A 14,430-nucleotide genomic window follows, 5' to 3' on the forward strand; every position below is an offset into this window, starting at 1 on the left:
GATGCGAAAAATATTGCAATACAGTACCAATATTCTTGCTTCTCCATATTTAATCCCACACCTTTTACAAAATTCGACAAATAACCTCGCGCGAAAACTGCGAAATCACCGAGCGTTCAGGTAAATCAGCGCCTGTAAGCATTAATTTTCCTGCGGCGAAAGCTGTAGCAAGACGCGCAGTTGCTTCTAAATCAGCATGCTCGACTAAACTTGCAACAATACCCGCCACCATAGCGTCACCTGCACCTACGGTACTTGCTATATTTTCTATTTTGATTGATGCGTGAATTGCTCCATGGCGTGAAATAAATAAGGCACCTTCGCTGCCCATAGATATTACAACCAAACTAACACCACTTTGCTGTAATTTAAATCCTTCAGCCAAAATTTCGTCAATGCTAGTTAACTTATGTCCAGCCCATTCACTCAATTCAGCAATATTTGGCTTTACAACCATTGGTAAATATGGAGCTGACAAAACAGCATTGAGAGCCGCGCCTGAACAATCAACAATACTAAAATGATGACGAGCATGCTGTGCCGCGACAAGGTCTGCATAAATATCTTGCGGACAGCTTGGCGGCAAACTACCCGCTAGCACAAGATAACCAGTATTTTCTTCATGAAGTTTTGTATTAAGCTGATTTAACTCGAGCTTACCGGGAGCAAGTCCAGGCAAATTAATATCGGTTGTTTCATTTGGCGTTAAAATTTTGACATTGGTGCGTGTTGCACCTTTAAGCCTAATAAACCGGTCATCTACATGACGTGCCGCGAAAAATTTTTCAAAAATCGTGAGATTTTCATCGCCTAAAAATCCTGTAGCAGCAACTGGAATGCTATAAGCACCAAGACATGCAGCAACATTAATGCCTTTGCCACCTGCATCAAAGCGCACTGAAGTTGCGCGATGAACATTGCCAATTGTTAGATCATCGAGATAAACGGTTTCATCGATTGCTGGATTTAAGGTAAGGGTCGTTATGGAACTGGTCATTATTTATTATCCTGCACAGTTTTTTTATCTAATGCGCGCACTTCTTTTGCGGTTTTAAGTTGAAGAGCATTTTGAGCGCGTTGGCGCATTTGCGTTAGGCTTTCTGTTCGAAAACGTGCTTTAACCGCAGGAATATCGCGCGGTGTCATCGAAAGTTCGGTAACGCCAAGTCCTGCTAGCAAGGTTGCCCCATAAGCATCGCCTGCAATACCGCCACATACTCCCACCCAACGATCATATTTTTTTGCGCCCTTAACCGTAAGATCAATCATGCGTAAAACCGATGGATGCAAACTATCTGCCGAGGCTGCAAGATCAGGATTTTGCCGATCCACTGCCAATGTATATTGGGTAAGATCATTTGTCCCAATGGAAAAGAAATCTACATGCTCGGCAAGAACATCTGCCATAATAGCTGCAGCTGGAACTTCAATCATAATACCAAGAGGCACACTTGGCGCACCAATAGATTGACGAATTTCTTCCGCTCGTTCTTTTAAAGCCAAAACTTCATCAAGCGACATAATCATTGGAAACATTATGGATAAATTGCCACCATCCTTAGCTGCACGATATAAAGCGCGCAGTTGCGGATAAAGAAGATCTGGCCGCCGCAATAATAAGCGTGCGCCGCGCACACCTAAAAACGGATTTTCTTCATGGGGTAAATCAAGATGCGCCACCTGCTTATCGCCGCCAATATCCAGCGCACGGACAATAAGTGGCTTATCGCCTAATGCATTAAGCATTGCGCGATAGGTTGCATATTGCTCATCCTCATCAGGAGTATCGCCGCGCTCTAAAAATAGAAATTCTGTTCGCATAAGTCCAACGCCTTCGGCGCCTTGCGAAAGAGCAAGTGGTACTTGCTCAGGTTGATTAATATTTGCAGCAATATCAATTGTATAATCATCAAGCGTTGTCGCTGGAAGTCCCCGCTCGGCCTTTTGCTTTTCTTGCTCTTTTGCAATTTTTTCAATTTCAGCTTTTGCGGCATTTTGATCAACATTATCAGGATCAAACCAAACACCGCCCCCATTGCCATCGATAATTGCAAATTGCCCATCTCGTACATCAAGCAGCGAGGGACCAGCTGCTACAACAGCAGGCAAGCCAAGCGTACGTGCAAGAATGGCGGTGTGAGACGTTGGGCCACCTAAGGCTGTTGCTATTGCAATGACACGGCCGGGGACAAGCCCTGCAGTATCTGACGGCGACAAATCATCAGCAATGATAATCACGCCACCCTCTGGAAGATCACTTAATGAGCCAGAGGCAAGAGCTGGATCGATTTGCCCAAGCACACGGCGACCAACGTCCAACAAATCAGCTGAACGCGCGGCAAGCAATGGATTGCTAGAGGACTTCAGGCGTTCGGCCGTTTCATGGATAGCCTTTGACCAAGACCAAGCAACGCCATGCCCCTCAACCATATGGCGGCACGTTGCAGCAATAAGGCTTTCATCATCAAGCAATTCACTTTGTGCTGAAAATATTGCGGCATCACTGGCACCCAAACGCCTTGTTACATCATCAACCAGCGCTTTCATTTGAGCGCGCGTAGTTTCAATAGCATGTTGAAGGATTGGACCGCCTTGCGCCAAGCTTACTGGAATATCTGCAACTTCGACATTTTGGCTACTTACTTTATAAACCGCACCTATTGCTAAGCCAGGACTAGCGCTAACACCAATTATCGGAGTTTTTCCTGATGGCGGCAACCAATTGGTCATCGCCTGTTCAGCTTTTTTAAGTGCTGCTTTTTCTGCAGCTTGCTTTTCTGAGGCGGTTAAACCTTTTACCGCCTTGATAAAAGTTTGCAAATCTTGGCGTGCATTATCTGCTCCATCATCATCAGCTGCTGAAAAAACAACTATATCACCAGCCTTGGCATTAAGTTCAAGCAAGGATACCAAGCTTTTAACATCTGAAATGACATTGCCATTACGTACCTGCAATTTTGTTTTAGTTGCTTTTGCCGCATCAATCCAAACAGATGCTGGCCGCGCATGAAGGCCGTTTGGGTAATCAACCAACCATTCTTCACAAATGGCAAAATCTTTAGCTGGAGCAAGATTTGCGCCAGCATCATCTTGCGCGCTATCATTACCGTCAAAAACGACCTCAACAACATCATGCTTATCATTGGTTTTGATAAGCTTTTCTAAAACAAACGGCTTTCGCAACAATCTTGTCAATTGACGCAATGTGTTGAGGTGACCTTCCCCTTTAGCCGCGATGCCAAAAATAAGATAGGCCACCTCACCATTTCCCCAGTCAACCCCCTTGGGTACTTGCAAAACTGCAACTGCATCCTCTTTAACTAGCTCTTTATCCTCAACCATGCCATGAGGAATGGCAACACCTGAACCTAACCAAGTATTAGCAACGCCTTCACGTCCCAACATAGAGTTTACATAGCCCACATCTACGGCACCAGCATCAATTAATAATTTGCCAACAGCTTCAATCGCCGACTTTTTGTCAATGACATCGCTACCAAGCTGGATGAGTTTTTCTTTTGAGGAAGTGCTATTTAAAGCCATTGCATAATCCTAAATTAAAACTTAAGGTGCATTGAGTGAAAACGTTTTCTTACTTAATGTCAAGTCGATTATATTTCATGAAATAAAAAATGGATAAATTGCAAATTAATAAACATATTATTCAAAAATCCTTAGAATAGCCTTATATAGAAGATCCTATTTAAGGCCTTGCTACTTTCACTAGAAATTTTAATATAAACATGACGGAATACCAGTGGTAAAATTTTCCTGTAAAACAATTAGTATCAAAGATGTTGCTAAAGCTGCTGGCGTTTCAACGGCAACCGTTTCACGTACCCTTGCCAATGGTAAAGTTAGTGATGATATGCGCGAAAAGGTTGAAAGTGCCATTTTAAAAACTGGCTATCGGCCTAATTTGGCAGCACGGCGCTTACGTTCGCAACAAAACAAAACTATTGGATTAATTGTTGCTGATATTCGCAATCCCTTTTTTACCAATATTGCCCGCCTCATTGAAACGGCAGTAGAAAAGGAAGGTTTTCGTATTATTTTATGCAATACCGATGAAAATACCGAACGTGAACAACAACATTTATCGCAAATGATCGAAGAAAGGGTCGCAGGTGTTATTCTTGCTTCAACACCTGAAGGCCTTAATAATCTTGATAATTGGCCTGCTTCTATTCCCTTAGTCTTGATTGATCGCACCCTTCCCCATGCGAAATTTGACCAAGTGAAAATTGATAATGAAAATGCCAGCCATGAGATGATTCGACATATGGTTAAAAATGGCAGAAAAAAAATTCTTTGTCTTTATAGCCAAAATAGCATTACTGGTCTTGCCCGCAAAAACGGCTATGAAATGGCAATTCAAGAGATGGGGCTAGATGCCAATAGCCAAGCTATCGCCCATGGTTCATCACTTTCCCAGATTGCTGCTATTTTTGAAAATATAAACGATATTGACGGTGTTTTTATCAGCAATGGAGTTTTAGCCCTGCGTGTTTGCACAGCCTTGTTGCAGGCAAAAATATCTATTCCACAACAATTATCAGTTGCAACATTTGATGATGAGCCTTGGGCGGCTCTCATCGCTGGTGGATTAAGCGTTATCGACCAACCCAAAGAAGATATTGCCCAACAAGCGGTGCGGCTATTATTTCAGCGTATGGAAAAGCCCTCCATCGATCCTGAACTAGTTGTATTATCTGGCCAGCCGATTTTTAGGAATTCTACTCGCAATTATTAAAGATTGATGGGGTTCCAATAAATGCACCAATTGGAGATTTGATATGCCTTCACGCCGTCAGTTTATTTCACTTGCACCAGCAATTCTTGGTGCAATGACTATATTACCAAAAATTGCAAAGGCTCAATCAAGCGCTGAATTAGGCGGCGCGCAAGCGATCAATGCATCCGTATTTTATGGCGAGCATATTAAAGCTGTCACAGCTGTCACGGAAGTATTTGGGCGTAGCCAACGCACAACTGCCGCAATTATTGAATATGATCAAGTCATCCAACATGACAATATTTCTAAAACTCAATGGAGCGTTGCAGGCCGCACTATATTAAAGGCCTATGCAAGCAATGATGCTAAAAAGGCAACAAATTCAAGTAATGGGGTTTTTATCATCCTTGAGCTTGATCCCAATGACGAGGGGGCAGAGACTTATGCGCCCAAGGTTGAAACACCAGCAACCGTCATGGTTTCACAGGTTAAACCATTACAAACACTATCGGGAACCATCTATCCGCCAACAGATAAAGCCATTATCAATACAAGACAAGTCAACCTTATTGTTGATGATTTTTTACAATTTAGATATATAGATCCCTTAACTGGCCTTCTGCTTAACTATAACTTATATATTCCTAAGAATTACGACAAAGCAAAGTCTTATCCATTAGTCTTATTCATGCATGATGCTGGTGTTACTGGAACCAATCCACTTCGCACCCTACAGCAAGGATTAGGGGCGATTTCTTTTGCCAGTCCATCAGACCAAGAAGCCAATCCAGCTTTTGTCCTTGCCCCCCAATATCCAACAGCCATTGCCAATGACGCTTCACAAACTAGCGATTATGCTGATGTTACCATTCGTCTCATCAACAGCCTATTGGATAATTATAGCATTGATAGCACACGCCTTTATACCACGGGACAATCGGGAGGCTGCATGACATCCATTGCTTTGAATATTAAATATCCCGATTTATTTGCTGCATCATTTTTAGTTGCTGGTCAATGGGATCCTGCACAGGTTGCGCCCTTAGCCAAGCATAAAATTTGGATTATTGTCTCACAAGATGATGATAAGGCATATCCTGGCATGAATGCGATAACCGATAAACTGGAACAAAATGGCGCTAAAATAACCCGTGCCATATGGGATGGCCAGTCCAGTCCATCTGAGTTTCAAGCAGCACAGGAAAAAATGATTAATGAAGGGCCAGATAGCAACATATATTATGTTGCCTTTCGTGCTGGCACGGTTATTCCAGTTGGTGAAAGTGGGCTCGGCGGCGGTCATGTCTGGACGTGGCCAATAGCTTATGCAATCCCTAGTGTACGCCGCTGGCTGCTAAGTCAGCAGAAAACATAAATTAAATAACGGATAAAGCGGTTTTAATATTTAAAACCGCTTTATTGTATCGCATAAAACTGTTTATTCAACATATCGCTGAGACCAGATGATTGTTACACAATCAGAGCTGCACCAGCAGGTGCAATTGCTGCAGCTTCCTCATAACATGTTTCAAGGCGTTTAAAGGTTAATGGCTTGCAATGAACAATGCCATCAGCAACAAAATCGCTAGGTTTTTGGTCATAAATACCGCAAACTGGCAATTCATTTTTCAACCGAGCTTTGGTCACTCCTAAAATCGTGCGTTCGCCCTTTAAAAATGCGGTGGTGCGTAAATCACGGGCTTCTTCAAAGCGCAATTCAAGGCTACCATCAATCAAGGTTTCTAAAATGCCGCCTGCACGTTCAAAACGCTGAAATTCTTCCCATGCAGCTTCAACAAGCACATCTGCCTGCTCACTTTTTTCGTTAGCGTCAAATGTAAAGGTAGCTGCATTTTCTTCAGCCAATATAAGTTGGCTTAACAAAGCTTGTCGGCGTGCAAATGAATCGGCAAGACCAAGTGGCATAGAAAATGGCAAAACATTAAGCGAAACAACACCCGATGAAATTGCTGCATAGCTAGCAAGATTGCACCGTGAAATATTCAATAATGGATCATGAGCACTCATCATGCGCATTGATGTTTCAACATGAATTATTGCAGGAAAAGGATTTTCGACTCCAAGATCCTTTTGAATTTTATGCCATAAAAGTCGTAATGCGCGCAATTTTGCCTTACCAAGGGCTGGATCTTGATCAAGGGCTGTTGCAAAACCAATATGAGGCAGCGTGTATAATATGTGATGTCTGCCATCTTCAATCATTTTTAGATGACTAACAGCAACCGACAACATAGCGCCAATTTCTTGTGCCTCAGTCGCGCCGGCATTATGGTAAGGACGACCATCAGCTTCAAGCACAATACCTGGAAGCCCTGAAGAGAAAAAAGCCGACATAGACTGGGGTAAGGATGCTTTTAATGCTGCAATAGACATTTTAAGCCGGCCAGTTGTTGCAAGACTTGCTGTCGGGTCTGTGCCAAAAGTAATTTGCGTGCGATTTAAATCGATACGACTTTTTTGCAAATAAGTAATAAACGTATCTGTAATAGGACGACCGTGAGAATGATTTTCCAAGCGCAGATGCAAACCAGCAAGGTCAATTCCATCAAATAATTTCTCAATTGTATCAGGCTCAGGCGGCAACCCAAATCCGTAAGCATTGTGGGCGCCAGCAAAAACAATAGCAACACCATTGGCACCATTGGCAATATCTTGCTTCAACTGCTGATTTGCGCGACGAACATCAGGATCATCAGCTCGCTGCATTGCCGACCAACCAAATTGGCGTTGATTAATCTTACCACCGGAGGATTGTTGAATTTTTACGCTTTCAACAGATAATTTGTTATCCATAGCTTACAGCGTCTCCATTATACTTACACATTTTAAAGCATCACGTCCCTTAAGCATAAAGCATTTTTCCGCACGGACGAAAACACCTAAAAGCTCATGATCGCAATTTTTTTACCAATATAACCCAATCTGTCAAAAAAATCGATTATTCAAACTAAAAGCGACCTCATTTTTGACCAAAAAAGATATTTCAGCATTGCCTAATGCCAAACCTCTTGTAACACAGATAATACTATTTGCTCCTATGTTTTTATCGAAGTTAAAGACAATTTTTCAAACGCGCCATTTTGCTGCTAATTGGAACGGTTAACGTAGTTAAATTTGACTTATTATAATTTTAGTTATGCTGGTATTCTCAGCAGATCAGTAACATTTTCGTGATCTACTCATAAAAATTTGAACAGCTTAACAGGCCAAGTTTCGCACAACGCCTTGATTTTCTTGTCAACTTACTCAACCAAGGCACTTTAAAAATAAACTAAAATTTCAAAACGGCATTTGATTCGATCAAATTTGCCCTTTTGATGCTTTTGAAAGGAATGAAATGTCTGGTTATTCAAATGCCCAACGCGGCAAAGCGTGGAGCATATATTTGGGGGTATCGTTAATTCTTGTTGCCTTAAATCTAAGGCCGGTTTTTTCTAGCCTTTCAATTTTACTTTCTCCCGACATTTTTGAGGCAACCGGTATAAGTGGCTTTCAAGCAGGATTATTAACAACATTACCAGTGATATGTCTTGGCATTTTTGCCCCACTTGCACCTTGGGGAGCGTCTAAAATTGGTGCAGAACGCACCATGTTTTTAGCCCTAATTGTGCTGGCTATAGGAACAGCTTTGCGCGGATTTGGACCATTATCAACGCTTTATATTGGTTCGATTATGGCAGGTGCTGCTATTGCTCTTGGTAATGTGTTGATGCCATCCTTGGTAAAACGCGATTTTCCCCATCATATTCCGTTAATGACTGGCTTATTTTCCATGGCACTTTGTGGTGGTGCAGCCATTGCTGTTGGCTTAACCGTCCCATTAAAACACATATTAAATGAATCTTGGCAGCTTACCCTTGCAGCTTGGGCGATCCCAGTACTGCTCGTCATTGTGTTATGGTTACCACAATTAAAAAGCCATTCAGGTGAAGGTGCACCAGCTCGCTACCAAGTTAAGGGCCTATTGAAACAGCCAATTGCTTGGCAAGTAACTCTATTTATGGGGTTACAATCAGCCCTTGCCTATTCTGTATTTGGCTGGCTTGCACAAATCATTGGCGAACGTGGTATTGAACCCGAACAGGCAGGAATAATAACCTCTATTTCAATTCTTATTCAAGTTATTGCAAGCCTTATCATACCCGTTATCGCTGGTCGCAGGGCCAGCCAAAGCGGAATATGTGTCTTTTTGACTTTTATTGCTGGCATTGGACTGATTGGTTTTATTTTAGCTCCCTTATCAACCATTTGGATTTGGGTTGTTTTGCAAGGCCTTGGGCAAGGTGGTCTTATTGCAGTTGCTATGGTGATTATTGCTTTGCGCTCCCATGATGCACCAGTTGCGTCGCATCTCTCGGGTATGGCACAAGGCTTTGGTTACTGCATTGCTGCCATAGGCCCATTTCTTGTTGGTACCATTCATGAGGCAACGGGCGGCTTTACCGCAACAGCTGGTTTATTTGTTGCTCTTTGCCTTGGCGCCGCAGTTACAGGCTACCTTGCTGGTCGTCCCAGAACAATTCCAATAAAAGCAGACCCCATTTAACATTTTAAGAGCAGTTTATCAAAAAAGCGCTTAAATGCTAAACAACAAATTTAATTGCAAAAATTAAAAGGTCAAAATAAAAGGTTCAAGCAAAAAACTTGGACCTTTCATGGCGAAAAAGAATTTATAAATCAAAGCAAATCAAGATATTTTTGACGTTTTTGGTGATATTCTTCAGCACTTAATAATTCATTGTCGAACATTTTTTTTAGCTGTTCCAAAGCCTCCATTGGCTTCATGGGCTCTTCATTGGAAGTATTAACAGACGAAGTATTAAAATCTCGCCCCATTTGCATACCAATGCCAAATTGCAAGCCTACCCCAGCAAGTCCACCTTCATTTTTAGCGGCATCGCGCATAGCCTTAATTTTTTCAAGCTGTACATAATCAAGACCAGCCTGTGATGCAGCATATTGATCTGCTGCCAATTGGCCGATGCGTTGCGCATTTGCCAAGCTTTCCTCATCAAAGGCAGTACCATTAATTTTGAATTTAACTAAGGATATCCCCCAGCTTTCAAATTCATCCTGCAATAAGGCTTTTAAATCATTGGAGAGGGTTACTAGCTCGGCATCAATTTCTACAAATGCAATTTTTTTTGCCGCAATATGGCTAGCAACTACCGTTTGCAACTGCGCAACAAAAATCTGACGCATCATATCGGTTGTAAACATTTCATCATTAGAGATCAAATTAGTCATCAATGAGGATGCATTGGTAATGCGATAATTGAAAATTCCAAACAAGCCAAGCTGTACGGGAAATTTATAAACAGGATCGATATATTTAATTTTTTCAGCTGTTCCCCAGCTTTGATTAGCGATTTCAACAAGCTGATAAAAATAGAGTTGTAACTTGTGTTCACTTTCAAAAAACTGGCGAATTTTTAATAGGCTGGTGATAAAAGGATGGTTGGAAGTTTTGAGATTATAAAGCCCCGGCTCCTCAATTTTATCAATTACCTTGCCTTCATAAACAAGGATACATCCCTGCCCTGGTGCAACAATAAGTTTTGAGGCATTTTTTATTTCGTCATTATCATGCGGAAATTTCCACCACAAAACATCATTATGTGGCTCGCCCCATTGGATAACAGTTGCTAACTGATTTTTTAAAAACCGCTTCATCACTCTTTATCCTCGTTATATTGGTCAACAATACTATCTTGTAAATTTCTGAGGTTTATTCTACGAATGACATTACCATTACTATCGATAAAAGCCTTTATATCTTAATGGGTTATGGAAATACCGCCATCATAAACGTCACTTTTAAAATTATAACTACCGCTACCCTCTGGCCAATCTTTTACAACGGTAAAAATTTCTTCTGGCCTCTTAGTCCATAATATCTCGCCAGTATTTATATCAAGTGCTTGATACATGACCATTTCGCTATCAAGCGGTTTAGACCTAAAGCTGATATAAAGCCGCTCACTATCCCGCCCTAAAATAGCAAGACCGAACAGATTACGATCACTCACAAAACGATCAATACGTTTGATATATTTTTGAACTGCAAAAACGCTATAATTAAGCCTCGTCACCGTTTCTTTATTTGCTAAAACCTGTTCTAATTCAAGGCCAAACGCAAAATTGTCATAAGGGGTTCCAGGCTTATAGGCCAAATCAAGACAGGCAATATCCCTCTTCTTTCCATTTGGAAAGCTCTCAAACTCAATGAAATCAGAAGATTTATCAATAAATACACCCCTATCTATAGCATTCATTCTTTGGTCAAAGGTTAAAGCAAGATCATAGCTAAGATAGACATAATATTCTTCACCATCATTCGCCGTTACCCGCATTTCCTCGTCATAATAATTCGAATGACCAATTTCGATTTTAGCGACACCAACTTGAAGTTGGGGCAATTTTTCAAATGTTTGCATTGACACAGGATTAAACTTTAATTGCTCTTTATCCCATGTGTAAAGGCCCGTATTTCCGACAAGAACCCTAGCCCCCCCATTAAAATATTTTTCAAAATAAATTCTTTCAGCTCTATAAGACAAAATGATATCTTGGCGTGACAGTCGCTCGCCTGTTATTACATCATCAACAAGAACAACCAAAACATCTGGAATTTGTTCGATGTTTTTTATGCCACTATACCTTGAATAGGACATAATCATTGTTGTTACATAAACATTCTTATGCTCAGCATTTCCAGTGAGCACGCGGTTTTCTGCATCTTTTAAAGCATATTTTTCGGTTTTAATCTTGAAGGCTGGTGCTTGTGGGCGTGGCGGTGTAGGAGATATATTTTCCCCAACTGAAAAAATAATAAAAAACAAAATTGGCAGCACGACCAGCGCAGCTAAAGTAAGAAGTATAAATCTTTTTGCCTGCCTAAAACCATGTTTGATATTTTCATCTAAACTATGAACATGTTGATGATGAACCGTTTTATTGGCATTTGGGTCTTGAATAAAAAAAATCAGCTCCACAGCTTTCGCATTTATAATAGCGCTCACGTAGGGTTTCAACCCTCGGGCTGCCGCATTGTGGGCATTTTATTGCTTTAATAGATGCAGACATAAACTGGCCTTTTTAAATTTTACTATTTTAAGAATATTTCGCCATAGGTGCACCAATAAAACAAGTTTTTATTTTTGCCTCAACAATACTCAAAAATCTTTTACACAAGAAAATCACAAAAAAAACAAAAGAATTATTTTCGTAAGATGAAAAAATAGCATTTTTTACAGGAAAACTGTCTTCCTCCATAAAAATGTTTTAATCTATACAACAAAGACAAAAGTCAAAGCACGCGATTTGATCATGTGCTTTGACAAAATATATGGATATCAACCTAATGCTTAAGATTATTTTTGAGGCGAAGGAGTGGTTCGTGTTGACATTGCCGACACACTATCGCTATTGCCATTACCAAGCCAAGCGATAATTTGCTTTTTATCAAGTTCCCCGATCATATGGTCAGCAGCGACCATATGGCTTTCAACCTTTGCACCATTATTTTTCAGCAAGGACGATAATACGGGTGCAAAAGGAGAGTAAAGCCGATCCTTTTGCCCTGATAGGGTTAAGATGCTTGTCTTATGAAGATTAGCACGTGGCATGGTGTCTAGCACTGGCATAGAGCGCATTAAGACTGCGCGGCGCACCAAATCAGGTTGCTGCAAAAGCACAACGGCAAGCAAATTTGCACCATTTGAATAGCCAATGAAGGTCGTTCGGCCAACATCCAACTCATTTTCATCAGCAAGTTTGGTTAAGAAACTTACAAAGGCTTCAGCCTCGCGGCTTACATCTTTTTGGTCAAAACGCGTCGCTGTAATTTTGGTGTACCAACGTCTTTGGCCCTTTTGAACAACACGTCCGCGAATACCCACTAAGGTTGCTCGTGGCCAGATAGAACGGGCAAAAGGCATAAGGCTTTTTTCATTACCACCAGAACCATGCATCAAAACAACCACATCGCCAGATGCATTCGTTGGCCGGTCAATCTGATAAATAAATTCACTATTACGGCTTATAGCTTGCACGTCATTGTTATGTGGCTTAGCTTTAATAGCATTGGCTTCAACGGCTCCCGTGCGACTATCCGTGGCAACGGTGTTTAACCTATCGGTTTTATCTGTTGTTTGCACATTATCCAAACAAGATGCAGAAGCTTTTGAAAGACAATCATTGTCATTAGCCCAAACGGGGCTGCAAATCGTGGATAGAATGAAGAGTGTCAGGTAAAAACGTTTCATCATATCTTTGCTATACCATATATTGGTTTAGGAAATATGAATTTGAACTGGTAAAAATAATTTTTCATATTTACAATAACATGCACCTTATTCGCTCATATCTTTCCTAAGTGAATTTCTTAAACCAAATTTTTTAAAATATAAACAACGGCTTTTACACATGTTTCACGAAATATTTTGACTATCGATCCAATCATATAATTACATATTCATATTTCAAATTGATTACTAAAATAACACAATTTACTGACGATTTATAATCTACATACAAAAACCTGTTAAATTATGACAATTCCATAATCTTCCATCAACTTATAGCAAATTGACCATAAAAGCGCTTAATATTACCTATAATTCTAAATTACCGACAACCCAATGAAGAGCGAAAAGCCTAGCATGCGAAAATTTTTAAAGATTTTGCTTCATCTCATCTGGACCTTAGTTTTACTGCTTGGCTTTTTGTGGTGTGGCCTTGGTTTTTTCTATCAGCTTGATAGCATTGTTTTTTCAATCATTGGCTTGATTTGGCTAATCCTTACAGGTTTTGTACTTTATAGCGAATGGCAGTGGAAACCACGTGCTGCACGAGCAATAGCAATTATCGCCTTTATCGGTTTTGGAATTTGGTGGTCAACGATTAAGCCAACCTTGGATGGAGATTGGGATCCAGCCTTACAATATGGTGTCACAGCAAATTTAACCGGCAGCACTGTCCATGTTTCTCATATTCGCAACTTTGATTGGCAAACACCTGAGCAAGGCATCCCCCGTTGGTTTGATGCAAGTTTTGATCTTACTCATTTAAAAAGCATGAATATTTATCTGTCTTACTGGATGGGGCCTTACATTGCCCATACATTGGTTGGATTTGAATTTGACAATGGACAGGAGTTAATTTTTTCTTCGGAAATTCGCCGAAAAAAGGGACAAGAATTTTCGGCAATTGGCGGTTTTTTTAAGGAATTTGAACTGATCACCATTGCCGCAACTAAAGAAGATATTATTCGTTTACGCACCGATATCCGCAAAGAGCAAGTTTATCGCTACCCGCTTAAAACATCTTCTGCTCAAACACAGGCGCTGTTTTTAACCTATATTGAAAAAGCCAATGCATTATCTAAAACGCCGCGTTTTTATAATACCGCAACAGCCAATTGCACGACAGTCGTCTTTGATATGGCTCGTATATTAGAGCCCTCAATTCCTAAAGATTGGCGGATCCTATTTTCAGGGCAATTGCCATCCTATCTTTATGATCACGGCTTTATTGATACGTCTAAGAGTTTGGAGCAAGTGGTAAAAGAAGCGCATTTGGCGCCAGAAAACCCATAAGCAACGCAAAACTCGCGATGAAATTTGGTGTTGTAATTTTCAAAACTACTAAAGCCAAAACTATAGTCTTGCCAT

10 protein-coding genes are annotated in these 14,430 nt (G+C 40.8%); 4 read left to right on the plus strand and 6 right to left on the minus strand.

Annotated elements, in window-relative coordinates:
• Nucleotides 1–64: 64 nt before the first annotated feature.
• Together N5852_RS10680 and ptsP are read right to left on the minus strand one after the other, a co-directional pair.
• Nucleotides 65–997 (minus strand): 1-phosphofructokinase family hexose kinase, encoded by a 933-nt coding sequence (locus N5852_RS10680; protein WP_262097778.1) that lies wholly within the window; start codon nucleotides 995–997, stop codon nucleotides 65–67.
• Nucleotides 997–3,543, minus strand: a complete 2,547-nt coding sequence (gene ptsP / locus N5852_RS10685) for a phosphoenolpyruvate--protein phosphotransferase (protein WP_262097779.1) — start codon at nucleotides 3,541–3,543, stop codon at nucleotides 997–999. Before ptsP ends, N5852_RS10680 begins: the two co-directional genes overlap by 1 nt.
• 214 nt (nucleotides 3,544–3,757) lie before the next feature.
• On the opposite strand from ptsP, the gene N5852_RS10690 reads away from it, so the two are divergent.
• Nucleotides 3,758–4,753, plus strand: coding sequence for a LacI family DNA-binding transcriptional regulator (locus tag N5852_RS10690; protein WP_262097780.1), 996 nt, complete (start codon nucleotides 3,758–3,760; stop codon nucleotides 4,751–4,753).
• A 43-nt stretch (nucleotides 4,754–4,796) separates the two neighbouring features.
• Nucleotides 4,797–6,110: an alpha/beta hydrolase family protein gene (locus N5852_RS10695; protein ID WP_262097781.1), complete on the plus strand. Its 1,314-nt coding sequence runs from the start codon at nucleotides 4,797–4,799 to the stop codon at nucleotides 6,108–6,110.
• 95 nt (nucleotides 6,111–6,205) lie between these two features.
• Here the strand turns inward: N5852_RS10695 and N5852_RS10700 are convergent, their stop codons facing one another.
• Nucleotides 6,206–7,549: a methylmalonyl-CoA mutase family protein gene (locus N5852_RS10700; protein WP_262097782.1), complete on the minus strand. Its 1,344-nt coding sequence runs from the start codon at nucleotides 7,547–7,549 to the stop codon at nucleotides 6,206–6,208.
• 544 nt (nucleotides 7,550–8,093) lie between these two features.
• Between N5852_RS10700 and N5852_RS10705 the strand changes: the two genes are divergently transcribed.
• On the plus strand, nucleotides 8,094–9,302 hold the full coding sequence (locus N5852_RS10705) for a CynX/NimT family MFS transporter (protein WP_262097783.1): 1,209 nt from the start codon (nucleotides 8,094–8,096) through the stop codon (nucleotides 9,300–9,302).
• A 131-nt stretch (nucleotides 9,303–9,433) separates the two neighbouring features.
• Here the strand turns inward: N5852_RS10705 and N5852_RS10710 are convergent, their stop codons facing one another.
• The 3 genes from N5852_RS10710 to N5852_RS10720 form a co-directional block, all read right to left on the minus strand.
• Nucleotides 9,434–10,429: an SPFH domain-containing protein gene (locus N5852_RS10710; protein ID WP_262097784.1), complete on the minus strand. Its 996-nt coding sequence runs from the start codon at nucleotides 10,427–10,429 to the stop codon at nucleotides 9,434–9,436.
• 104 nt (nucleotides 10,430–10,533) lie between these two features.
• On the minus strand, nucleotides 10,534–11,778 hold the full coding sequence (locus N5852_RS10715; protein ID WP_262097785.1) for a hypothetical protein: 1,245 nt from the start codon (nucleotides 11,776–11,778) through the stop codon (nucleotides 10,534–10,536).
• A gap of 351 nt (nucleotides 11,779–12,129) precedes the next feature.
• Nucleotides 12,130–13,026 carry an alpha/beta hydrolase gene (locus N5852_RS10720; RefSeq protein ID WP_315973220.1) on the minus strand — a complete coding sequence of 299 codons (897 nt, stop codon included), beginning with the start codon at nucleotides 13,024–13,026 and terminating at the stop codon, nucleotides 12,130–12,132.
• Nucleotides 13,027–13,419: 393 nt separating this feature from the next.
• Here N5852_RS10720 and N5852_RS10725 point away from each other — a divergent pair, with 393 nt between their 5' ends.
• Nucleotides 13,420–14,355 (plus strand): Lnb N-terminal periplasmic domain-containing protein, encoded by a 936-nt coding sequence (locus N5852_RS10725; RefSeq protein WP_262097786.1) that lies wholly within the window; start codon nucleotides 13,420–13,422, stop codon nucleotides 14,353–14,355.
• Nucleotides 14,356–14,430 lie beyond the last annotated feature (75 nt).

The sequence above is a fragment of the Bartonella sp. HY328 genome (genome assembly GCF_025449335.1).
In the GTDB taxonomy this organism is placed as follows: Bacteria; Pseudomonadota; Alphaproteobacteria; order Rhizobiales; family Rhizobiaceae; genus HY038.